The 23029-nt window shown below is 42.8% G+C and carries 17 protein-coding genes and 1 tRNA gene; 9 read left to right on the top strand and 9 right to left on the bottom strand.

Going from position 1 to position 23029, the window contains the following annotated elements; genetic code table 11:
• Positions 1-29: 29 nt before the first annotated feature.
• The 6 genes from FO440_RS10490 to FO440_RS10465 form a co-directional block, all read right to left on the bottom strand.
• Positions 30-2111 carry a M1 family metallopeptidase gene (locus tag FO440_RS10490; protein WP_144248136.1) on the bottom strand — a complete coding sequence of 694 codons (2082 nt, stop codon included), beginning with the start codon at positions 2109-2111 and terminating at the stop codon, positions 30-32.
• A 196-nt stretch (positions 2112-2307) separates the two neighbouring features.
• Positions 2308-2655 carry a Spx/MgsR family RNA polymerase-binding regulatory protein gene (locus FO440_RS10485; protein ID WP_144248135.1) on the bottom strand — a complete coding sequence of 116 codons (348 nt, stop codon included), beginning with the start codon at positions 2653-2655 and terminating at the stop codon, positions 2308-2310.
• 105 nt (positions 2656-2760) lie between these two features.
• Positions 2761-3321, bottom strand: a complete 561-nt coding sequence (gene pth / locus FO440_RS10480) for an aminoacyl-tRNA hydrolase (protein WP_144248134.1) — start codon at positions 3319-3321, stop codon at positions 2761-2763.
• Positions 3322-3547: 226 nt separating this feature from the next.
• Entirely contained in the window at positions 3548-4132 is a 585-nt protein-coding gene (locus tag FO440_RS10475; RefSeq protein ID WP_144248133.1) for a 50S ribosomal protein L25/general stress protein Ctc, read from the bottom strand.
• A 98-nt stretch (positions 4133-4230) separates the two neighbouring features.
• The gene (locus FO440_RS10470) at positions 4231-5175 is read right to left on the bottom strand and encodes a ribose-phosphate pyrophosphokinase (protein ID WP_144248132.1); all 945 of its coding nucleotides are present in this window, start codon (positions 5173-5175) and stop codon (positions 4231-4233) included.
• A gap of 124 nt (positions 5176-5299) precedes the next feature.
• A tRNA-Gln gene (locus FO440_RS10465) sits at positions 5300-5370 on the bottom strand.
• Positions 5371-5724: 354 nt separating this feature from the next.
• Here FO440_RS10465 and FO440_RS10460 point away from each other — a divergent pair.
• Positions 5725-8856, top strand: a complete 3132-nt coding sequence (locus FO440_RS10460; RefSeq protein ID WP_144248131.1) for a glycosyltransferase family 117 protein — start codon at positions 5725-5727, stop codon at positions 8854-8856.
• Between the two features lie 167 nt (positions 8857-9023).
• The gene (locus FO440_RS10455; protein ID WP_144248130.1) at positions 9024-10202 is read left to right on the top strand and encodes a TlpA family protein disulfide reductase; all 1179 of its coding nucleotides are present in this window, start codon (positions 9024-9026) and stop codon (positions 10200-10202) included.
• An 86-nt stretch (positions 10203-10288) separates the two neighbouring features.
• On the opposite strand, the gene FO440_RS10450 is transcribed toward FO440_RS10455, so the two are convergent.
• Both FO440_RS10450 and FO440_RS10445 read right to left on the bottom strand, forming a co-directional pair.
• Positions 10289-11245 (bottom strand): acetyl-CoA carboxylase carboxyltransferase subunit alpha, encoded by a 957-nt coding sequence (locus FO440_RS10450; protein WP_144248129.1) that lies wholly within the window; start codon positions 11243-11245, stop codon positions 10289-10291.
• 77 nt (positions 11246-11322) lie between these two features.
• Complete coding sequence (locus FO440_RS10445; protein ID WP_144248128.1) at positions 11323-11841, bottom strand: hypothetical protein; 519 nt, start codon at positions 11839-11841, stop codon at positions 11323-11325.
• Positions 11842-11924: 83 nt separating this feature from the next.
• Here FO440_RS10445 and FO440_RS10440 point away from each other — a divergent pair, with 83 nt between their 5' ends.
• The 4 genes from FO440_RS10440 (at position 11925) to FO440_RS10425 (ending at position 15108) form a co-directional block, all read left to right on the top strand.
• Positions 11925-12581 (top strand): DNA alkylation repair protein, encoded by a 657-nt coding sequence (locus FO440_RS10440; RefSeq protein WP_144248127.1) that lies wholly within the window; start codon positions 11925-11927, stop codon positions 12579-12581.
• Positions 12582-13118: 537 nt separating this feature from the next.
• Positions 13119-14597: a glycine--tRNA ligase gene (locus tag FO440_RS10435; protein WP_144248126.1), complete on the top strand. Its 1479-nt coding sequence runs from the start codon at positions 13119-13121 to the stop codon at positions 14595-14597.
• 38 nt (positions 14598-14635) lie between these two features.
• Positions 14636-14845, top strand: coding sequence for a DUF2683 family protein (locus FO440_RS10430; RefSeq protein ID WP_144248125.1), 210 nt, complete (start codon positions 14636-14638; stop codon positions 14843-14845).
• Positions 14827-15108 carry a Txe/YoeB family addiction module toxin gene (locus tag FO440_RS10425; RefSeq protein WP_144248124.1) on the top strand — a complete coding sequence of 94 codons (282 nt, stop codon included), beginning with the start codon at positions 14827-14829 and terminating at the stop codon, positions 15106-15108. The genes FO440_RS10430 and FO440_RS10425 overlap by 19 nt, the downstream gene beginning before the upstream one ends.
• Positions 15109-15303: 195 nt before the next feature.
• On the opposite strand, the gene FO440_RS10420 is transcribed toward FO440_RS10425, so the two are convergent.
• Positions 15304-17694 carry an alpha-L-rhamnosidase-related protein gene (locus tag FO440_RS10420; RefSeq protein ID WP_246104205.1) on the bottom strand — a complete coding sequence of 797 codons (2391 nt, stop codon included), beginning with the start codon at positions 17692-17694 and terminating at the stop codon, positions 15304-15306.
• Between the two features lie 471 nt (positions 17695-18165).
• Between FO440_RS10420 and FO440_RS10415 the strand changes: the two genes are divergently transcribed.
• Genes FO440_RS10415 through FO440_RS10405 form a run of 3 tightly spaced genes read left to right on the top strand, consistent with a single transcriptional unit; the run spans position 18166 to position 22904 of the window.
• Entirely contained in the window at positions 18166-20025 is a 1860-nt protein-coding gene (locus FO440_RS10415) for a site-specific DNA-methyltransferase (protein WP_144248123.1), read from the top strand.
• A gap of 9 nt (positions 20026-20034) precedes the next feature.
• Positions 20035-22668, top strand: coding sequence for a restriction endonuclease (locus FO440_RS10410; protein ID WP_144248122.1), 2634 nt, complete (start codon positions 20035-20037; stop codon positions 22666-22668).
• On the top strand, positions 22665-22904 hold the full coding sequence (locus FO440_RS10405; protein ID WP_144248121.1) for a hypothetical protein: 240 nt from the start codon (positions 22665-22667) through the stop codon (positions 22902-22904). The genes FO440_RS10410 and FO440_RS10405 overlap by 4 nt, the downstream gene beginning before the upstream one ends.
• Positions 22905-23029: the final 125 nt, after the last annotated feature.

The following is a 23029-nucleotide window of genomic DNA, read 5'->3' as shown; positions in this document are numbered from 1 at the left end:
AAACCCGGCTTAAAAGCCGGGTTGATTTGTTATTGTTTTGTCCAAACGTTATTTGATAGGTTATAATCAGGCAACGTCGAGTCGGGGTTGTAAGTAACCGACTGAATTTCTTCGGTAGACGGGTACCTGAAAGACCAGCTTGTGTTGCGCTCCCAGATCTCGCCGGCAAAGTTTACACGTTCTGTTTTACCGCTAACGGTTTTGATCTCAAGTACCACAGGCATAGCCATTTTCTCCAGGTTATCAATAGTAATGATAGCGCCTTTTGCAGGGTCGTTATCAATATATTTAACACCACGCACGGCAACATCCAGGCGCCAGTTGTTTTCAAACCAGCCACGCCAAAACCATTGCAGGCTCTCGCCGGCGGCGTTTTCTATCGTGCGGAAAAAGTCATCAGGCGCAGGGTGTTTAAATGCCCAGCGGTTAATGTAAGTTTTAAACGCGAAATCAAAACGCTCAGGGCCTAAAATCTGCTCGCGCAACATGACAAGGCCTGCGCTTGGTTTACTATACAGCAGTGTACCCGTATTAGGTTCTTTAAGGTTATCCGGATTGCTTAAGATAGGTTCTAACCCAGGCCTGGTAAAGGCTTTCCACATAGCTTGCAAAACCACAGGATTAGGCTGTTTGTAAAACTCGCCGTTTAATGAGTTTTTGGTAGATAAGGTATTGATGAAAGTGTTAAAACCTTCGTCCATCCAGCCGTATAAACGCTCGTTAGACCCTACGATCATCGGGAACCAGGTATGTCCAAACTCGTGGTCAGTTACGCCCCAGCCGCCTTCTAAGCTGCAAAATACCAGGCCCGGGTATTCCATACCGCCTGCTTTACCGGCAACGCCAGTAGCATTAGGGTAAGGGAACTCAAACCATTTTTTTGAATTATATTCTATCGATGCTTTGATATACTCGGTACCGCGGCACCATTGTGCTGTGCCTTGTGCACTTTCAATTGGGTAGGCAGATATGGCTAACGATTTTTTTCCGCTTGGCAGGTTGATCCTGGCGGCATCCACAATAAATGATGATGAAGCCCCCCATGATGCGTCGCGCGCGTTGCTGATCTTGAAGTGCCAGGTAAGTTCAGATTTTCCTGCCGGACGTGAAGCCGGGTTGGTAACCTCGTCCGCTGTGCGGATCATCACTGTTTTATCACTGGCAGCTGCCGCTGCCCATCTTTTTTGCTGCTCGGGGGTATAAACGTCTTTGGCGTTCAGCAACTCGCCGGAGCATACTACAATATCTTTGGCAGGCGCGGTGATATTGATATCAAAATCGCCGTACTCTAAATAAAACTCGCTTTCGCCCGTGTAAGGCAAGGTGTTCCAGCCCTGCAAGTCGTCATATACGCACATGCGCGGATACCATTGCGCCACCTGGAAGATCTTTCCGTTTTTAGACTCACCTTTGTTTGTGCCCTGCAAAATTATCCCCATACGGTCAGACCCGTAAATAGGCGATACAAAAGAGTATTCTATCTTTAATTTCAGCTGTCCGCCACCTGCAGCAATTTGCGTTGGCAAAAACACCTGCATGCGGGTATCATTGATCATGAATTTAGCGTCGGCCTCGGTAACATTTTTGCTGCCTTTAACCTCGCTCAGTATTTTTACCGATTTGATCTTATAGCCGGCATCAAACACCTGGCCCTGGCCCCAGTTACGGCTTCTTAGCGTACCGGTTGCATCTAAGGGAACCTGTTTGTTACCCCTCGAATCCAGTTTGAACAAATTCTGGTCTAACTGCATCCATATAAAGCCCAGTTTTTGCGGACTGTTATTGGTATAAGTTAAAATTTCTGTACCTACAATTTCATTATTATCCTCGTGCAGGGTAGCATTTAACTGGTAGTCGGCACGATTTTGCCAGTATTTAGGGCCGGGTTGCCCATCGGCTGCACGTAAATCATTACCATTTTTAGTATAAAAAAACGGCTTGAAGGTTTCGTGGTAATCGTATTTTGTTTCGGGAGCACCGGGATCCGCAACTTCAACGGCACGGCCGGTATGAAGTTGTTGGGTAGCAGGTGCCGGCGTAGTTTGAGCCTTAGCGGTGGCCATACCAGCAAAAAAAGCCAGCGTTAAACCGGCAGTAATGTTCAATTTCATCAGCTAATTTTTAGTTTGAAGTGTAAAAATAAAAAAATTAGCGATTAGATAAACACGTAAGCAAATTATTACGAAAGCATCCGTAGAGACACAATACCTTGTGTCTCCGGAAACATATCCGTAGAGACGCAATGCTTTGCGTCTCACAACAATTATTCAGGACAGAGGCACAAAGTATTGTGCCTCTACGGCGTTGTTATTTATTGAAATGCTGTTTATACGCGGCTTCATCAAAACCGAAGTACAGAAAGCCGCCATCTTCAATAACGGGCCTTTTTATCATACTGGTTTTATGTTGCAGCAATTGCAAGGCATCTTCCTTGGTTTTGATGCAGTCCTTTGTTTCCTGGTCAAGCTGTTTCCAGGTTAGGCCCTGTTTATTCATGAATTTTTCGTAGCCGGCTTTGGTGTCCCATTCCTGCAGTTTCTCCGGCGATACGCCCAGCTTCTTAAAATCGTGAAATTCATAAACTACCTGGTTATTCTTGAACCAGTCGAGCGCTTTTTTAACCGTATTGCAATTGGTGATGCCGTAAACTTTCATGGGGTAAATTTAAGATTTAAAGTTGTGTAGTTGCAAACTACAAACATAATCGTCCGAAGTCAGGAGACTTCGGACAGCGGGGTCGAAATGACATATGTTTTTAAATTACTTATTAAACTTCGTCATCGTTAACTCTGTACCTATGGTAGCAAAGCTTTTTATCATTTCTATTGATCTATCTATCAATGCCGGCAGTTCGGGTTGTTCGTCGTCGTCAAAGCCGCTTAGCACATAGTCAACCTGGCGGCCTTTTGGATAATTGTTGCCAACGCCAAAACGCAGGCGGGCATATTCGTTATTACCTAAGGTAGCTTCAATATGTTTAAGTCCGTTATGGCCGGCGGCGCTGCCTTTTGGTTTAAGGCGCAGTGTGCCTAAAGGAAGGGCTATATCGTCAACCAATACCAGTACATTCTGTACCGGTATCTTCAGTTCTTTCATCCAGTGATTAAGCGCCTTGCCGCTTAAATTCATATAGGTTGTGGGTTTGATAAGATGCAGGGTACGGCTTTTATAAGTTACTTCGGTATAATAAGCCAGGCGCATGTTATGAAACTTTGCCCCCTCCTGCTTAGCCAGCTCATCCAATATCATAAAACCAATGTTATGCCTTGTATCGGCATACTCGGGGCCAATATTACCTAAACCTACTATCAGATATTTCATACTACTGTTAACCGGTGCCGGCCTGGGCGCCGGCTTTGGCTTTTTTAAAAATTTGCTAAAATATGGTTTGAACACAACTTCTATGATTACACCGATTATCGGATGATTCCACCGATATAAATCCTTTTTGCGAATATATCAATCCTAAAAAACAAAAGCGACAAGTATTAAACTTGTCGCTTTTAAAATCTGTGGAATCATTCACTCAATCAGTGAAATCCCTCAATTATTTTTTACCAGACGCTGCTTCTTGCTCAGCCTGACGTAACGCACGTGAAGTAGTTACAGATACTATGGTATCTTCTTTAGTGTTAAGGATAGTCAGGTTAGGGAAGCTGATCTCGCCAACTTTAACTGATTTACCTACCTCTAAAGCGGCAATGCTAACTTCAATAAAGTCTAAATGATCTTTAGGAAGCGCTTTGATCTTTAACTTACGTAACTTTTGTACCAGTTTACCACCCACTTTAACACCCGGAGAAGTACCGGTTAAACGTACAGGGATGTCGATAGCGATAGGCTTAGCCTGATCTAACAATAAAAAGTCTACGTGTATGATCTGCTCAGTTAATGGGTGGAACTGAAGATCTTTAATAATAGCCTGTGATTTAACGCCGGCAATGTCAAGGTCGATGAAATGAACAACCGGAGTATAAACTACGGGTTTCAAATCAGCTGCGGACACTGAAAAGTGGGTTTGTGTAGCACCACCGTAAAGCACTGCCGGTACCAAAGCCTGGTAACGCAGCTCTTTCGCGTCTCTTTTCCCTACGTTCTCTCTTAGAGAACCGCTAATAGCAATTGATTTCATTTTTAATTATTTATTTGTTTTTATTTAAAGCCCTACATCGCGCAGGGATATTTTTATTCATTATCAAGTCCTCTACTTTGGAGAGGATTTAGGTGAGGTTACTGCACCTTAAACAACTGGCTGATAGAGCCGTGTTCATTTACATTCACTATCGCTTTGGCAAACAGTTCGGCGGTTGATAACACGGTTATCTTTGGGCTTTGCTGTTTAAGCGGTATGGTGTCGGTAACTATCAGTTCTGTCAATGCCGAATTTTCAATGGTTTCGTAAGCGTTGCCTGATAATACAGGGTGCGTACAAACCGCGCGTACGCTGCGTGCACCACGGTCCATGATCAGTTGCGCCGCTTTGGCCAGTGTACGTGCCGTATCGCAAATATCGTCTATCAAAACAATGTCCTGGTCGGTAACATCACCTATCAGCGTCATTGATTCAATTTCATTGGCACGTTTACGCGTTTTATCGCAAATTACCACCTCGGCGTTAAAGAACTTTGCAAAACCACGGGCCCTGTATGATCCGCCCATATCAGGCGACGCAATGGTCAGGCTTTTTAAGCCCAGGCTTTTAATATAAGGCACAAAAATTATTGAGCCATCCAGGTGGTCAACCGGGATATCAAAAAATCCCTGGATCTGCGCTGCGTGCAGGTCCATGGTCATGATACGGTCAATACCCGCTGCTACCAATAAGTTGGCAACCAGCTTAGCGCCGATAGCAACGCGGGGCCTGTCTTTACGGTCTTGCCTGGCCAAACCAAAATAAGGGATAACAGCATTTACGTGATGGGCCGATGCACGACGGGCGGCATCGATCAGCATCAGTAACTCCATTAAATTATCAGTTGGCTGATGGGTTGACTGGATCAGGAAAACATCGCAACCACGTACAGATTCATTAAAATGCGGCTGAAACTCGCCATCGCTAAAGCTTGATAAACCAGAGTCGCCAAGCGGCTGGCCATAAGCACCGGCAATTTTTTGAGCCAGTTCTGTAGAACCGGACCCCGTAAATAATTTAACCGTGTTAAACTGTAATGGCATTTCTTGATGTCGGATGTCGAATGTTCGACTTCGGTTTTGTTAATAGCTATAAAAAACAATTTCGGATTTGAATCTTCCCGGAATAAATCCGACATCGAAAATCCGAAATCCGAAATTTGAATTGTTGCCCGACCAGGATTCGAACCTAGACAAACGGTACCAAAAACCGTCGTACTACCATTATACTATCAGGCAATCTCCACCTTCGAAACATACGTCCCGAAAAGGAATGCAAATATAAGACGAAATTTTCAACTTCAAAATGTAAATTGAAAAAAAAGCTAAGTTAAAAAAATGTCATTTCGATAGAGCTGTAAGGGATGCAGGGCGGGGCGAAAGAGAAATCTTATACATCATATTGGTAACGGGGCAGTTGACTAAGATTTCTCACTCGCTCTCCGCGCACCGGCAAACCGGCTCGTATCGAAATGACAATTCTTTTTCCATTGCCCATTTGTTAAAATACACAAAATCCCTCCTACCCAACGCCAACATCTGCTTAGTTTTGCTATTTTCGGCACCATAACCATCAACCGTAGTAATTTCGAGATGAATTATAATAAGATCAATAATCTTTTTGGCTGGATAGCTTTTGTTATCGCATCGCTAACCTATATTTTAACGTTAGAGCCATCGGCCAGCTTTTGGGATTGCGGCGAGTTCATTGCCTGTATCTATCGCCTGCAGGTAGCGCACCAGCCCGGCGCGCCACTGTTTACCATGATAGGTAAGGTTTTCTCATTATTATCCATGGGCGATGTTACCCGGGTAGCATACTGGACCAACGTGGCATCGGCACTGGCCAGCGGCGCTACCATCTTATTTTTATTCTGGACCATTACCGCGCTGGCTAAAAAGATCCTGGTTAAAAAAGCCGAGGACCTACATCTTACCAATATCATCCTGATCATGGGTGCCGGTTTGGTTGGCGCGCTTGCTTATACTTATTCTGATACATTTTGGTTCTCTGCTGTCGAGTCGGAAGTTTACGCACAGTCGTCCCTTTGTACCGCCATTGTATTTTGGGCGATACTAAAATGGGATGCCCACGCCGACGAACCTAATGCCGACCGCTGGATAGTTTTTATCGCCTATGTAATGGGCCTGTCTATCGGCATCCACCTGTTAAACTTATTGGCCATACCCGCCATAGCGCTGGTCATTTATTTCCGCAAATCAAAAACTGCCGGCACCTGGGGTACCATTAAGGCATTTTTACTGGGTGTGGCTGTAGTGGCAGCAGTGCTGTGGGGTATTATACAATACACGGTAAAAGGCGCCGCTTTTTCCGACCTGTTCTTTGTAAATACACTTGGCCTGGGCTTCGGCACAGGGGCTATCACGTTTTTCCTGCTGTTGTTTGCTACTATCATTACAGGTATAGCCTACACTATCAAACCGTCTAACAATATCATCATAGTCTCGGCTGTATGTTTTATTTTAACATTGACCATTGCCGCGGGTGTTACAGGTTTTGTTATGGCGATAATTATTGCCGCCCTGTTAGAGTACGGCATCAAGATCCGCACCAAGCGCTTTGCCTTAAACAGCTTTTTAGTTTGCACCGCTTTTATACTTTTCGGTTACAGCTCTTTTGTAATGATCGTGATCCGTGCCAAGGCCGGCACTAACCTTAACAACAGTAACCCGCAGGATGCCTTTGCGCTAAACAGCTACCTTAACCGCGACCAGTATGGCGACACACCTCTGCTATACGGACAGTATTTTGATTCGAAAGTTACCGAGCAGAATGACGGCGCTAACATTTACCGCCGCGGCGAAAAGAAATATGAAGTAGCAAGTAAAAAAATAAATTCGGTTTACGACAGGAATACCATTTTCCCGCGCATGTTTAGCCAAAAGCCCGGCCATGCCGACTTTTACCGCGAGTGGACAGGTTTAAGCGAAGGACAAAGCCCCTCATTTGGGGATAACCTTTCGTTCTTTTTTAACTGGCAGGTTAACCAAATGTACACCCGCTATTTCCTTTGGAATTTTGTGGGCCGCGCAAACGACCGCGACGGACAGGAAAAAGGCATTGACGGCGACTGGATAAGCGGCTGGAACTTTAATAAGCCCTTACCCTACTCGGTAACGCAAAGCAAAAGCTATAACCGTTTATTCTTTTTACCCTTGATATTGGGTTTATTGGGGATATACTTCCACTTTAAACGCAACCAAAAAGACGCAGGCGTGGTAGCGGTATTGTTTTTCTTTACCGGCATAGCCATATTGCTGTACCTTAACCAAGATCCGCTGCAGCCACGCGAACGTGATTATGCTTACGCTGGCTCGTTCTACGCCTTTGCTATCTGGATAGGTTTGGCAGTTTTATGTATTGCCGATCTGTTAAGTAAAAAAGAAAAAGCTAAAAACGCGGCCATTTTGTCTACTGTAGTTTGTTTAAGCGTGGGGCCCATTTTAATGGCCAACCAGGAGTGGGACGATCACGACCGCTCAACCAAGCTTACGCCGCATGATATGGCTTATAACTACCTTAATTCGTGCGCGCCAAATGCCATTTTATTTACTTATGGCGATAATGATACCTACCCCGTTTGGTATTTGCAGGAGGTAGAAAATGTACGCCCTGATGTGCGCATAGTAAACCTGAGCCTGTTGGGCACTGCCTGGTATATCCAGCAGATGAAAACCAAAATGAACGAATCTGCCCCGCTGCCCATAAGCATGGACGATAATAAATATAAAGCCGGCGTACGCGATGTTATTTTTTACAATGATGCCAAAATACCCGGATCATTAGAGTTAAAAGATGTATTTGAGTTTATCACATCTGACAATAAACAGGCAATGGCACAGCTGCAAAGCGGCGAAGATGTGAACTACCTGCCTACAAAAAATTTCAGGCTAACGGTTAATCCCGACCAGGTTGTAAGCACCGGCACCTTAGCTGCTGATAAAAAAGCGCAGATAGATACCGTAATTAACTTTACTTACCCGGGCGCTTATGTTACCAAGGATAACCTGGCCCTGATGGATGTACTGGTACATAATAACTGGAAACGCCCTATTTATTTCGCGGTAAGCGTACCGCCCGACAATTTTATGGGCCTGAATAAATATTTATATAACGAAGGCTTTGCCTACCGCCTGTTGCCACTAAAGCCGGATACAGCGGCGGCGGCTTCAGAATCAGGACAGATAAACGATATGGTGATGTATAACAACATCATGAACAAGTTTAAGTGGGGCAATTTTAAAACCGCTAAATACCTTGATGATGTATCATTAACCCAGATGTTCCCGATGGTTACCCGCTCGTACTTATCGCTGGCCGATAATTTACAAAAACAAGGACACGCCGACCTGGCTAAAAATGTACTACAAAAATACTATGAGGTTGCGCCCGATAATATCCCTGCGCCCGAAATTGCCTGGCGACAGTTTTACCTGGCCAAAGTTGCTTATCAATTAGGCGAAACCAAGCTGGCCGACAAAGAAGTTAACAAAATAGCCGACTACATAAATAACTCGCTTGCCTACAACCATACACTATTTAGCGATGGCAAACCGGCTGACCATAACCAGATCAGGTTTAACCTGTCGCTTTTAAACCAGATAGTGGTATTTACCAAAATATACAACCCTACCCTTAGCGACAAATGGAAAGCCCCGCTTGACAAGTACATTAAAGATTTTGGGGCGACGCTGCAGTATTAGGTTCTTTAAAAATATCTGTAACAACAAAGGGCATCATGACGATCATGGTGCCCTTTGTTGCATTAAGATAATGCGTTGTGTTAATTAATGTTAAAGAAAATACAGGGTAAAAAGGCAGTTGTATATTTGCATAACCACAACATTATCAGTTACCTAAAACTTAAACTATGTTAAAAATCATTTTCATGGCTATCATATCTGCATTTTGCACAAACATGGCCGATGCACAAAATAGTTTCAATATCACCATAAAACTTGATAGCAGCATTATCACAAAAAATATTCAAATTCAATATTATGACGGCAAAAACACTACGTTCCTCCCGGATACTTTTGGCAACGCAAGAACATTTGTTTTTAAAAGTGAATATTACTCGCCTTTAGCATCTTTTACTATCAGCTATACCGATTCGGCAAAGAATTTCTATGGCAATGATTTTTTTTTGAACAACAAGCCTGCAATTATCAATTTTCATTTCACAGTAAATAAGGAAAATAAATTAGGCTATACTTATATTCAAAATGCAACGCCTATTTATGACACCGTTAGTAATAAGATCTGGGTAAAATATCGGGCCTTTATGACGGACAGTTCAATGACCAAAGAAAATGAAGAGTTTGACGCCTTTTTAAAAAATCACCCGGGTTTCATAACAAACGATTCGCTCAATAGCGTTTTTAAAAAATATTATAAAATACACATAAATCGCGTAATGCGGTTCTTAAAGCAATATCCAAATGACTATTTTTCATTTTGGTATTTCATTAACCAGGTAGCGCAGCCGGGGCAAATATTAAGGAAAGATACCGCTTATTTAAAAGAGCAATTAGCCTATATAAAGGCTGTATTCCCGGCTAAATTCACCGGCAGTGTTGAGGGGCAGGAATTAATTAAAAATTATGCAGCCGCAATAAATCCGCCCCCGTTAAAACTCAATGAAGCCGTGCCCTCATTTACAATAACTACCATTGATGGTAAAAAAATCAGTTTAAAAGACTTACGAGGTAAATACGTGTTACTGGATTTTTGGGCCACCTGGTGCGGCCCTTGTTTAGCTGAAATGCCGTTTGTAAAAGGAGTAAGGAAAAATTATCCTGATGAAAAATTAGTGATTGTTGGAGTGAGCTCTGATTACGATTCAAAAAAATTCATTGAGTTTGTAAAACAAGAGAACATGAACTGGCCCCAATTTTACGACAAAAACCGGGTGATCAGTAAGCTTTATGGTGTTGACGCAATCCCGTTAATGGTTTTGATAAATAAGGAAGGAAAAATGATCTATAAAAGCGATTTCAAACAAAATGATCAAAACGCATTACCTAAGGTGCTTGAAAGCATCAATTAATCTCTGTATTCTCACCTAAACTCAAACAATAAAGGGCATCATGATTATCATGATGCCCTTAAATCTTTCAAAGCTACAGTATCCGCTTAACCTTCAAGTACCACACCCATCGAGCAGAATTTGTCAATGCGCTCGGTAACCAGTTCGTTAACGTCGCGTTCTTTAAGGGCTTTTAGGTCTTTTATTAAATGTTTCTTTAAGATGTTGGCCATAGCTACCGGGTCCTGGTGTGCGCCGCCAAGTGGTTCTTTGATCACGCCATCGATCAGCTTATTCTTAAACATCTCGGTAGATGTTAGTTTCAGCATTTCGGCAGCACGCTCTTTTTGTTCCCATGTTTTAAACAGGATGGTCGAGCAATTCTCCGGCGATATTACCGAATACCATGAGTTATCCAGCATTAAAACTTTATCGCCAATGCCAATACCCAAGGCACCGCCCGATGCACCTTCGCCGATCACCACACAAATAACAGGTACTTTTAATACCGCCATTTCTAATAAGTTACGTGCTATGGCTTCGCCCTGTCCACGCTCTTCGGCCTCAAGGCCCGGGAACGCGCCCGGTGTATCGATCAAAGTAACTACGGGTTTACCAAATTTTTCGGCAAGTTTCATCAGCCTTAAAGCCTTGCGGTAACCTTCGGGATTAGCCATACCGAAGTTGCGGTACTGGCGCTCTTTGGTATTACGCCCTTTTTGATGGCCGATAAACATTACCGTTTCGCCGTTCAGCGTGCCAAAGCCGCCTATAATGGCTTTATCGTCGCCTACAGTACGGTCGCCGTGTAACTCGATAAAATCATCGCACATCAGCTCCAGATACTGTAAAGTATAAGGCCTTTCGGGGTGGCGCGAGATCTGAACTTTTTCCCAGCCGCTAAGGTTGCTGTATATTTCTTTCTTGGTTGTTTCTAATTTACTCTCCAGCTCAGCCACTGTTGCAGACATGTCTAACTTATTTTTGTCTTCAACCTGCTTTACTTTTTCAATCTGTTGAAGCAAATCTGCCAATGGTTTTTCAAAATCAAACGTTATCTTCATATCTAACTAATGAGGCCGCTAAATTAAATAAATCAAACGGCATATTTAAGGTACAAATCAAATTGATTAAGCCCTCCCTACCGGGGAGGGTTGGGTGGGGTTTTTTGCAAACTTTCAAACTTAGCCATTTGCTTTTGCGACAGCAGCTTTTCTGTTGATAAACAAGCCTGTAGCAGCGCGTTTTTTAATTCGCCCTGGTATAAGCCGTAACGGTTTGTAAAGAATATCAGGTTACCTTCGTCCATTTGCCTGCTCTTAAACAAGCTGTCCAGCATTTTTTCGGTATTGATAACCGAGCCGCCAATTTGCAGCCTGCGGCTGTGCAGGTACTTGCTGGCTTCGGTTAGTTTTTGAATTTGTACCGGGCTCAGGTCAAGCTCGTGCTTAAATTTAAGCACCTTGTCAGGCAGCGGATAGTGGTTCATTTCGGCAACCTGGGCAAGGTCTTCGCCTGCCTGGCCTTTTAAATAAGCCTCATACTGTTGATAGGTTAATGTACGCACCGGCGACTGTTTGCCGGCAGTATCCACGGCAGATTGCGCGTAAACCGACGCGCCGCTTAGTATCAGCATGAAATAAAGTAAGGTTTTGATCATAGTAAATGCAATGTTTTCCTGTAAACGGTTTTTTTGAAGTAAAGTTCGTTTATTTTTACATTTAACCAGATCAAACCACCCTTATGAACGTTACCGAAGTAATAGATCTGCTTAAAAATAAAGCCGATAGCAAGTACCACACGGGCATGTTGCGCTTCGGCATAGACAATGATAAAGCGCTGGGCGTTAAGATCCCCGAGGTAAGAAAACTGGCCAAACTGATCAAAAAGGACCACGATCTGGCACAACAATTATGGGACACCGGGATCCACGAAGCCCGCATCCTGGCCTCCATGATCGACGACCCGGCACTCGTAACCCCGGCGCAAATTGATGCCTGGACCAAAGACTTTAAAACCTGGGACGTTTGCGACCAGGCTTGCGGCAACCTGTTTGACCGCACACCTTACGCCATTGAAAAAGCATTAGAGTTTAGCAGCCACGAAGAAGAATTTATAAAACGTGCCGGCTTTGTACTAATGGCCGAAATGGCCGTACACCATAAAAAAGCCGACGACCTGGTATTCATTCAGTTCTTCCCCATCATAGAGCGCGAGGCCTGGGACAACCGTAACTTCGTTAAGAAAGCTGTTGACTGGGCACTGCGGCAAATTGGCAAACGCAACGGCACACTTAGGCCCCTGGCCATACAATGTGCCGAACGTATTTTATTACAGGACAACAAAGCGGCCAAATGGATCGCGGGGGATGCGTTGAGGGAGTTGAAGGGAAAAGTGTAATTATTTAAAGGTTTTAACTAATAATTGCACACTGAGATAAGCAGTCCGCTCTTGGCCGCGGAGGCCAGTTACTTTACCTTAGATGCAAAGTAACCAAACATCAAGCCAATTCGATCGCTTCATCCGCACGGGCCATACTCCCGGCCCGGCGAATTGGCAGGCCTTTGCGCTCTTTTTTGGATTTTGTACAAATACGAGATTATTGTTATAAACGAAATGTCAGCAAAAAAGCTTCGGGTGAGGGAAGGTAAAACAATGGTGGCCTTGTGAGTTGGCACGGGCATTCGCAGGTTTTGCTGAAGCGATGGCAATGTGTGTGCGATAGCGGGGCAAAAGAGGCGCGGCCCGAGGTTTTACCTGCACTGCCGGGCAAAGGCTTTGAGCGCAAGAAGCCTCTTTGCTGACTTTTTGGTTCTTTTCATCAAGGAAAAGAACAAAGCCTACCCGTGGCAATTGAGCGCTACGACATAAGCTAAGTTAACACAGCGCAAATTTTCCCGTCCCGCAAAATCAAAAAAATATATCTTTGCCCCTATTATGAGCAAGAATACCGACGAATTGTTTAAAAACGTTATAGCACACGCCAAAGAGTATGGCTTTGTTTTCCCAAGCAGCGAGATCTATGACGGCCTGAGCGCCGTTTACGACTACGGCCAGTTTGGCGCCGAGCTGAAAAATAACATCAAAACCTACTGGTGGAAAAGCATGGTGCAATTACATGACAATATTGTAGGTATTGACTCGGCCATATTTATGCATCCTAAGATCTGGAAAGCCAGTGGCCACGTTGACGGCTTCAGCGACCCCATGATCGACAATAAAGACAGCAAAAAACGCTACCGCGCCGACCAGCTCCTGGAAGAACGCATAGCCAAACTTAATGAAGAAGGCAAAACCAGCGAGGCCGAAGAGTTGCAGATTGAAATGGATAACGCCCTAAAGGCCGAGAACCTGCCCCGTCTGCGCGAGCTGATCATCGAGCAAAATATTAAATGCCCTATAAGCGGCACCGCCAACTGGACCGAAGTTCGCCAGTTTAACCTGATGTTTAGTACGCAGGTTGGTGCCATTGCCGAGGAGTCGGACACCATATATCTGCGCCCTGAGACTGCGCAGGGTATCTTTGTAAACTACCTTAACGTGCAAAAATCAGGCAGGATGAAAATTCCGTTTGGTATTGCGCAAATTGGCAAGGCTTTCCGTAATGAAGTTATTGCCCGCCAGTTTATTATCCGCATGCGCGAATTTGAGCAGATGGAGATGCAATACTTCGTTCGCCCGGGCACGCAGAAAGAGTGGTTTGAAAAATGGAAAGAAACCCGTTTAAAATGGCACCTGGCCTTGGGTACCGATGCCGCCAAATACCGCTACCACGAACATACCAAACTTGCACACTATGCCGATGCCGCTTACGATATCGAGTTTGAGTTCCCATTCGGCTTTAAAGAGGTAGAAGGTATTCACAGTCGTACTGATTTTGACCTGAGCCAGCATCAGCAATACTCGGGCAAAAAAATGCAATACTTTGACCCTGAGCTTGACGAGAACGGCAAACCATACGGCAACTACGTACCTTACGTTATTGAAACGTCGATAGGTTTGGACCGTATGTTTTTATTGACCATGATCAACGCCTACGAGGAAGAAGACCTGAGCACCGACGAGAAGCAGGACAGCCGCACCGTATTGCGCCTGCACCCTTGCCTTGCCCCGGTTAAGGCCGCCATATTCCCGTTGACCAAAAAAGACGGACTACCAGAAAAGGCCCGCGAGATTATGGACACGCTGAAGCTTGACTTTAACCTGCAATACGAAGAGAAGGACGCCATTGGCAAACGCTACCGTCGCCAGGACGCTATTGGTACGCCGTTCTGCATCACCGTAGATCATCAGACATTGGAAGACAATACCGTAACCATCCGCCATCGCGACAGCATGAAACAAGAACGCGTAGCCGCCGCCGACCTGGATAAAATTATTGGCGACCTGGTAAGCTGGAAAAATTTATTGAAGTAAACTATCAACCATATCTGCTTATTTTTTAAATTTGTTATATGGAAACAGTTATCATGCATCCAAAAAACAATGAACAGCTATCTGCCCTAAAGGCATTTGCTAAAGCATTGAAGGTTGATTTTGAAACTACCAAAAGCCCTTATCATCCGGATTTTGTAGCTAAGATCAAAACCAGCAAAAAACAAGTAAAAGAAGGCAAATTCACTACCCTTGATCCGTCCAAATCCATATGGGAGAATTTAAGGTAATTGTATCTGAAAACGCCAAAAAAGACTTGTCGGCAATAGAAAAATCAGGAGACAAATCTTCCATAAAAAAAGTTGAACGTATAATTTCCGAGTTATATATCCATCCCGAAACCGGTATAGGTAAACCCGAAAAACTAAAGTTTGAATTGGCCGGATATTGGTCAAGACGTATCAATAAAAAAGACAGATTGGTTTATTTAATAGAAAACAACATTATTACCGTGACTATAGTTTCTGCAATAGGTCATTATGGCGATAAGTAAATAATTATTGATAACCTTACACACTATACCAAAAAGCCCGCTCATCAACCTGGGCGGGCTTTGTGCTTTTAAATTCCCTCCCACCGGGAGGGGTGTGGCGGGCGGTGTAGTGGCAGGGAGGGGTTTACAACGCCAATGTCTAAACCCCTCCCTGCACCCTCCCCGTGGGGAGGGAATCGCGCGCGGCTGCCCCCTCTATTTACTAAATACAAAACTATTCTGTCCCGGCATTAGCGTGTATTCTTTGTTCTTCCATACAAACACGCCTGTGGTGTTTAGGGGGATATCAACGCTCATGTTCCAGTTGTTGTTGTTTAGTTTATAGGCTACAGACACCTTGCCGTTGGGGTGCGGCATGGTGCCGGCAATATTGGTGATATCGCCCAGGCGCGGGGTGATGCGTATTTTTTGGAAACCCGGCGCATCGCTGTCTATACCTAAAAGCGTGCGGTAAAATTCAACGTTCGGGCTGGCACCCCATGCGTGGCAGTCAGACCGGGTGCGCTGCGGGTCGGGTTCTTCGCCCCAGGTTGATAAGCCAAGCTGCATATCATCGCGCCAAACACCCAGCCATGATAGGTATTGGTTACCCAGGCCCGCCTTTACCAGCGCCATGTGCATGTAGTATTTAAAGTAAATAGAACATGGCGCAAGCGTGGCATCGTTTAATATTTTATCAGCCAGGCCGGCCCATTTTTCTTTGGGGACTATCCCCGTAAGGATAGCCAAACTGTTTATATGTTGCGAGAAGGTAGTTTTATCACTTGTTTCGGCATAGAGCTGTTTGCTTTCGCTCCAGTATTTTGTTTGTATGGTAGCTGTTAGTTGTGCAGCCTTTGCACGGTAATCGGCAGCAAAGGCAGGCATGCCTAAGTCGGCCTCCATTTCTGCGGCCCATTTGTAGGCCCAAAGCAATTGCAGATCAAGCAAGGCCGAATTACCATCGGCAGTTTTGTGCGGACTGCCCCAGTCCCAGCCATGCCCGTTCACCCAATCCTCATACAGCCAAAATGGAACATTCTTGAGCGAGCCATCTGCCTGCCGGTACTTGTCAAAAAAACCCAGTATGGCGCGTTCGCTGGTCAGCTTTTCTTTAATAAAAGCCTTGTCGTTACGATAGGTCCAGTAGTCATGCAGCATGCCTATGTACCATAATGAAAACCCGGGGATCACCTGGTTGTCTTTACTTGGCCAGCGGCTTTGGGTAACGCCGTCGGGCAGGCGCGAGTGGTCAATCTGGTTAATGGCGTTACGGGCCAGCGTGTCATTACCTGCGTTATAGTACGATACCATGGCCTGTATGCGGGTATCGCCAATGTATTGCAGCTGCTCATAATACGGGCAGTCAAAATACGTTTCGATAGCGCATAGGCGGGCCGTGCGCCAGCCAATAGCCATAATGTTTTTCATTTCAGCATTATCTGTACTTAAACTTGCCCTCATTTTAAACGGATACCCGGTAAAGGTGCCGTACAGATCATCTATCACCAGCGGTTCATCGCCGGTTTTTACGGTAACCTGTAGGTAGCGGTAGGTGCGCCAGTATAGGGTTGTAAACGTCTGGCCCGGCTTTCCGTTGGCAATAATGCTGTCGGCACGGCCTAAAAAGTCTTTCCCTTCCACATCGTTGCGGTTACCTTTTAGCCTGCCGTTGCCGGTGTCCTTATCGTACAGGGTTTCGGCATAACGCAGTTTAACGGTGCTGCCTTCGCCGCCGCTTAAATTAAGGGTGATGTAGGCATTGGTCAAGGTATCCTGGTCAAGCAGGAACTGAACCGTACTCTTTGCCGGAATAGTGACCGAACCTTTTGTTTTGGGGAAGCCCGCCGGCGCTTCCATCCCGCTCACTTTACGCAGGGTCGAGATCCGCTGGTAGCGCATTTCCATCTGCGGCAATGGCGATTGTACCAGCATCCAGCCGAAACCATCGCCCTTGCCTTTTGGCTGCGCTTCAAGCACCTGGGCGGCACTCGTCCATTTGCTGTCGTCAAAATCTATCTTTCTCCAGTCGCCGGTTTCTTTGTGCATGTCCACAATTTCGCCCTTGCTGGCCATAATGGGGAAATAACCGGGATAAGGCTGATGCGCCACAGCCGGCGTACACTTCCAGGTATAATTGGTGTTGGCTATATCAGCCTCCGGGGTTTCGCCCTGCAGCAAAAACCCGGTGCGGTAACTTATCTGTGCAGTGGGGCGGTACTGCGCCTCGTTAAATACCAATGCGGCTATGGTGTTTTTACCTGTTTTAAGGTATGGCGCCAGGTCTACGGTTTCATAGTTCCAGTAAAAATTATCGCCCCTTGCCGGCCCCGCGGCTACCAGTTGCTCGTTTACATAAAGCTTATAGCGGTTATCTGCCGAAACATGCACCACAAAGGCACCTGGTTTTTGATCGAGCGTTAGGTTTTTGCGGAAATAGTAAATGCCGTATGCCGTGCCCGCCTCGTCGGGCATGGCTATCCAGTTGGCCGACCATTTATGCGCCTGCGCGGTGTAAGGCTGCGCCTGCAAATTTGCGACATAAAAAAAGCATGCCAGTGCCGCCATTGCAAACCGGCAAAGTTTGTTCTGTAAAAAGTTGATCATAGTGCCAAAGCTGTATTTTGAGGGTAATTACCACGCATAGACCATTAAAAAAAGCGCACCGTTTTTATGATCAGCGGGATTTTATAAATATATAAAAAGCCCCGATGTAACAGCCGAAAGATTTGAGGATAGTTTTTGTTGTCGCGAAGGTTATGTTTTGGGCGTTGCCTGCGGCCCACGCTGTTCGCTCATACTGCACAGGCCTTAGCCACTGGCTGGTATCCGCTACCATCGTTAACGCAAAAGGGATGTCTCCTGAAGCTCTCGAAGGGCGAGCATAAAGGCCCGATGCCCTTGTTGGTGACAACTCCAATAAGGGCGCAAGCTTCGGACAGCGAGGTGACGCACCGCGCCTACTCTACAACGTCTTTGCGAGGAACGAAGCAATCTCTGCACTTGCAAATCGTAGAAATCCCAATGTATAGCTTGTTTAAAACAAAATGTTTTTACATTTATAGCTATCAAAATACTATGGACGGCGAATCTTTAAATATACAGCAAACTAAGCTAAACGAACTTAAACAGCATTTCCCAGAGCTGTTTTCAGAAGAAAAACTGGATTGGGAAAAATTAAAAGCTGCGTTTGGTGAGGACATAAATTTCAACAATGAGCGATATGTTTTAAACTGGGCTGGAAAGGCTGACGCTTTTAAATGTCTGCAAATACCTACCACCGCTACTTTAAAACCAGTGTCTGAAGAATCTATAAATTTTGACACGACGCAAAACGTTTTTATAGAAGGCGAAAATTTAGAGGTACTTAAAGTGCTCCAAAAATCATATTATGGAAAGGTAAAATGTATCATTATTGACCCTCCGTATAACACGGGCAGCGACAGCTTTATTTACCCAGATAGTTTTAAGGAAAATAAGAAAGAATACGAAAAGCGGGTTGGCGATAAGGATGAAGAAGGATATTTGACTAAGCAAGGACTGTTTAGAAAAAACAGCAAGGATAGCGGACATTTTCACAGCAATTGGCTAAGTATGATGTACCCAAGATTATTTTTAGCTAAAAACTTACTCAAAGAGGATGGGGTTATTTTCGTGCATATTGACGACAACGAAGTTCATAATCTCCGTTTATTAATGAACGAAATTTTTGGTGAAGAAAATTTTGAAAGTATGACGACATGGAGACGAAGGCATAATCAACCAAATGATAAATCTAAAATGATAGCAAAGGTTGCAGAATATATTTTAGTTTATTCAAAAAATTCTAATAAGTTAAAAGAAAACGGAACTTATTACGGCTTACCCTTAACAGAAGATAGAAAAGCAGATTATGTTAATCCTGATAATGATAAAAATGGCGCTTGGTCTTCTAATCCTTGGAAAGCTGCAGTTGGACGAGGTGGTTCTCAATATAAATTAGTAACACCGACAGGAGTTGAACACGATGCTATATGGTATGGTAACGAAGATACGTTTAATGATTATTTAAAACACGGTAGAGTCCATTGGACAGATGGCGGTAATGGATTTCCACGTATTAAAATATATTTAAAAGAAGCTATCAAAAACGGACAATCGGCTGTGAATTTTTTAGGGCATGAAAGATTTGGTAGTAATCAAGAGGCATCTGCCGAGTTGGAGAGCCTATTCAATAAAGAAGGTTTATTTGATAATCCGAAACCTATTAGGCTATTAAAATCGCTATTGTCAATCTCAACCTCAGAGAATGATATAGTTTTAGATTTTTTTGCAGGATCAGGAAGTACTGCTCAAGCAGTTTTAGAGCAAAATAAGGAGGATAAATTAAACCGAAAATTCATTCTAGTTCAATTACCTGAACTGATCGATGAAAAAAGCATCGCTTTTCAAATTGGCTGTAGGACGATTGCCGATCTTTCAAAAGAGCGTATTAAAAATTCTATTTTAAAAATAAAAAAACAAAAGGAAGAAGATCCTGATCTTTTTGACAACAACACTCTTGATTTGGGCCTTAAAATACTCAAGTTGGATGCATCAAATTTCAAAGTATGGCAAACTGATGATATAAACGAAGAGAATTTGGTGATACAATTAGACGCTTTCACAAACCCAACACACGAAGACAGTAAAGAGCAAAATATGTTATTTGAGTTAATGCTTAAGTCTGGTTACCAACTCACTGATAAAACTGAAGTTAAAAACAAATACTATTCTATAAATGATAATGAATTGGTAATTGTGCTTGAAGAAATAAGTAAAACTTTAATTGATGAAATTCTCACAACTAAACCACAAAAGGTGTTAATGTTAGACAATCTTTTTAAAGGTGATGATCAATTAAAAACCAATACAGTATTGCAAATGAGGTATGCAGGTATTGAATTTAAAACTATATAAATTCAGTGTATGAAACTCCATTTTGACAGTAACCAGGATTACCAAATTGATGCCATAAAATCAATTACTGATATATTTGAAGGGCAACCTTTAAGCAGTGGTGATTTTGAATTTGGTGTTATCGAAAGTGGTTTGTTATTATCAGAAAATGGCTTTGGAAATAAATTAAATCTTACCGAACAACAGATATGGGATAACGTAAAATCTATTCAAATCAATAACGATCTACAAGCATCGGACGAATTGCAGGGGATGAATTTTTCCGTCGAGATGGAAACAGGCACCGGTAAAACCTATGTTTATTTAAGGACTATTTATGAGTTAAACAAACTTTACGGGTTCAAAAAGTTTGTCATAATTGTACCATCTATTGCAATACGCGAAGGTGTTTTAAAAAATCTGCAGATAACCCATGAGCATTTCCAAACCCTTTACGATAAGGCACAAATAAATTTTGATGTTTATGACAGCAAAAAGGTATCGGGTTTACGTGGGTTTGCGTCAAGCAACGCCATCCAAATATTAGTTTTAAATATTGATGCCTTTGCAAAAGATGAAAACATTATCAACAGGCCTAATGATAAACTTACCGGTAAGAGGCCGATAGAATTTATACAAGGCACTAATCCGATAGTTATTGTGGATGAACCGCAAAACATGGAAACTGTTAACAGGAAACGTGCAATTGAAAATCTAAATCCGCTTTGTACACTTCGCTATTCTGCAACACATACCTCGGTATATAATTTAATGTATTCTCTTAACCCAGTCAAGGCTTATGATCTTGGTTTGGTAAAGCAAATCGAAGTAGATTCAGTAATAAGTGAAAACGCAATGAATGAAGCTTTTGTACAGTTAGAAAGTATAACTGCTGCCAAAAGCAAAATTACTGCAAAAATTAAAATTGATTGTAATACTAATAATGGCGTCGTTAAAAAATCAATTACTGTAAAATCGGGCGATGATTTATATGCACTTAGTAACCAAAGAGAAATTTACAATGACGGTTATATTATTGACGAAATAGATGCAGGTAATGACAGTATATTGTTAACCAATGGCGTTATGCTATCAATTGGCGAAAGTCAGGGTGGAATGAATGATGAGATCATGAAATTCATGATTCGCAAGACCATAGAAGAACATCTAAAAAAAGAAAAAGCATATAAAGAAAAAGGCATTAAAATCCTTTCCTTATTTTTTATTGACAAAGTAAAAAATTACCGAGAATATGACGAAAACGGTAATACGTTAAAAGGAAAGTTTGCCAGGTGGTTTGAAGAACTTTATGCACATGAAATAACTAAACCTGCTTTTAAAACCTTAAATGCTTTTGATGCTGCCGATGTACATAACGGATATTTCTCCCAAGATAGCAAAGGAAGGGTTAAGGATACTGCCGGGGAAACACAAGCAGATGATGATACTTACAAACTCATTATGCAGGATAAAGAAAAACTGCTTGATATCAATACACCACTTCGTTTTATATTTAGCCACTCTGCCTTGCGTGAAGGTTGGGACAACCCCAATGTATTCCAGATTTGTACGTTACGTGAAATTAACACAGAACGCGACAAGCGTCAAACTATTGGCCGAGGATTAAGGCTAAGCGTGGATCAAAACGGCATCAGGATAAGAGATAAAAATATCAACAGACTGACGGTTATAGCAAATGAAAAGTTTGAAGATTTTGCAAAAGAACTGCAAACCGAAATAAGCGAACAATGCGGTGTAGATTTTAGCGGGCGGATCAAAGATAAAAGTCAACGGCATAAAGTTATATTAAGAAAAGGTTTCGAGGCGGATCCTAAATTTTTAGAAATATGGGACAGGATAAAATTTAAAACCCGGTACAATGTCAATTATAAAACTGAAGAACTTATAATACTTTCTGCAAAAAGCGTAAGACAAATGCCTGAAACAAAAAAGCCAACAATAAGATCAACCAAAAAAAGAATAACAATAACTGACACAGGTGTCGAAGGGCAGTTATTGAGTGATAGTGGAAATGATTACACCTTAAGTTTTGATATTCCCGATATATTATCCTATATCCAAAATAAAACAGAATTGACTCGAAATACTATTTTAGACATATTAAAACAGTCAGGCAGGGTGAAAGAACTACTTATCAATCCACAGCTATTTATGGATAATACAGTAGTAGCCATCAGGTCAGTATTATATGAATTAATGATTGATGGTATTACATATGAGAAAATTGGCAGCAAAGAGTATGAGATGCAATTATTTCAAGATAATGAAATAGAGATCTATCTAAATAATTTAGAGCATACTGTCAATGATGCAGATAAAACTATCTACGAAAATTATATTCCCCTTGACTCAAAAGTAGAAAGTGATTTTGCTAACGATTGTGAAAGCAGTGAAAATATAGAGTTCTATTTTAAATTACCGTTCTGGTTCAAAATAGATACTCCTATTGGAACTTATAATCCGGATTGGGCTATCGTTTTTAAAGATGAGAAAAAAATATATTTTGTTGCAGAAACGAAAAGTGCCGGTCAGGAACTAAGAGGGAGTGAAAAGCTGAAAATAGAATGCGGTAAAGCTCATTTCAAAATTTTTGATGATGTCATATACAAACAGGTTTCAACTGTAACCGAATTATCAGAATGAAAAATCTATTAAAACTGCATGAAGCAATTGTATTGGCTTTAATAAGTAAAGAAAATCGTACTGCATCTTTTGAAGAAATAGAGAAGTTCATAACAGATAGAAATTTATTCCCTGAACGTAAAGGCAACATAACTTTAGCAAAACAAGTTATGCTACGATCTACCAAAAGTAAGGGTCGGTATCTACATTTATTTGAACCTGTTTCTGACAACTTAATTAGGTTAAGGAATTTATAGCTTTCCCTAAGCATCCTATTTGCGTGTGCCGTAATAAACATTAATTAAAATTATGGTGGCGCTACATTGTCACTAAACACAGCATCAAAAATCACCAAAAAGGCAAAAAAAGTGTACCAAACTGT

This window comes from Mucilaginibacter corticis (assembly GCF_007558865.1).
Taxonomy (GTDB): domain Bacteria; phylum Bacteroidota; class Bacteroidia; order Sphingobacteriales; family Sphingobacteriaceae; genus Mucilaginibacter; species Mucilaginibacter corticis.
Note: the sequence above shows the minus strand (reverse complement) of the source record. Positions and strands in the feature narration are given on the sequence as shown.

What these genes read in the sequence shown, in the direction of transcription:
- FO440_RS10490 (WP_144248136.1), bottom strand. Translation starts at nt 2,111, where the DNA reads ATGAAATTGAACATTACTGCCGGTTTAACGCTGGCTTTTTTTGCTGGT.
- FO440_RS10485 (WP_144248135.1), bottom strand. Translation starts at nt 2,655, where the DNA reads ATGAAAGTTTACGGCATCACCAATTGCAATACGGTTAAAAAAGCGCTC.
- pth (WP_144248134.1), bottom strand. Translation starts at nt 3,321, where the DNA reads ATGAAATATCTGATAGTAGGTTTAGGTAATATTGGCCCCGAGTATGCC.
- FO440_RS10475 (WP_144248133.1), bottom strand. Translation starts at nt 4,132, where the DNA reads ATGAAATCAATTGCTATTAGCGGTTCTCTAAGAGAGAACGTAGGGAAA.
- FO440_RS10470 (WP_144248132.1), bottom strand. Translation starts at nt 5,175, where the DNA reads ATGCCATTACAGTTTAACACGGTTAAATTATTTACGGGGTCCGGTTCT.
- FO440_RS10460 (WP_144248131.1), top strand. Translation starts at nt 5,725, where the DNA reads ATGAATTATAATAAGATCAATAATCTTTTTGGCTGGATAGCTTTTGTT.
- FO440_RS10455 (WP_144248130.1), top strand. Translation starts at nt 9,024, where the DNA reads ATGTTAAAAATCATTTTCATGGCTATCATATCTGCATTTTGCACAAAC.
- FO440_RS10450 (WP_144248129.1), bottom strand. Translation starts at nt 11,245, where the DNA reads ATGAAGATAACGTTTGATTTTGAAAAACCATTGGCAGATTTGCTTCAA.
- FO440_RS10445 (WP_144248128.1), bottom strand. Translation starts at nt 11,841, where the DNA reads ATGATCAAAACCTTACTTTATTTCATGCTGATACTAAGCGGCGCGTCG.
- FO440_RS10440 (WP_144248127.1), top strand. Translation starts at nt 11,925, where the DNA reads ATGAACGTTACCGAAGTAATAGATCTGCTTAAAAATAAAGCCGATAGC.
- FO440_RS10435 (WP_144248126.1), top strand. Translation starts at nt 13,119, where the DNA reads ATGAGCAAGAATACCGACGAATTGTTTAAAAACGTTATAGCACACGCC.
- FO440_RS10430 (WP_144248125.1), top strand. Translation starts at nt 14,636, where the DNA reads ATGGAAACAGTTATCATGCATCCAAAAAACAATGAACAGCTATCTGCC.
- FO440_RS10425 (WP_144248124.1), top strand. Translation starts at nt 14,827, where the DNA reads ATGGGAGAATTTAAGGTAATTGTATCTGAAAACGCCAAAAAAGACTTG.
- FO440_RS10420 (WP_246104205.1), bottom strand. Translation starts at nt 17,694, where the DNA reads ATGATCAACTTTTTACAGAACAAACTTTGCCGGTTTGCAATGGCGGCA.
- FO440_RS10415 (WP_144248123.1), top strand. Translation starts at nt 18,166, where the DNA reads ATGGACGGCGAATCTTTAAATATACAGCAAACTAAGCTAAACGAACTT.
- FO440_RS10410 (WP_144248122.1), top strand. Translation starts at nt 20,035, where the DNA reads ATGAAACTCCATTTTGACAGTAACCAGGATTACCAAATTGATGCCATA.
- FO440_RS10405 (WP_144248121.1), top strand. Translation starts at nt 22,665, where the DNA reads ATGAAAAATCTATTAAAACTGCATGAAGCAATTGTATTGGCTTTAATA.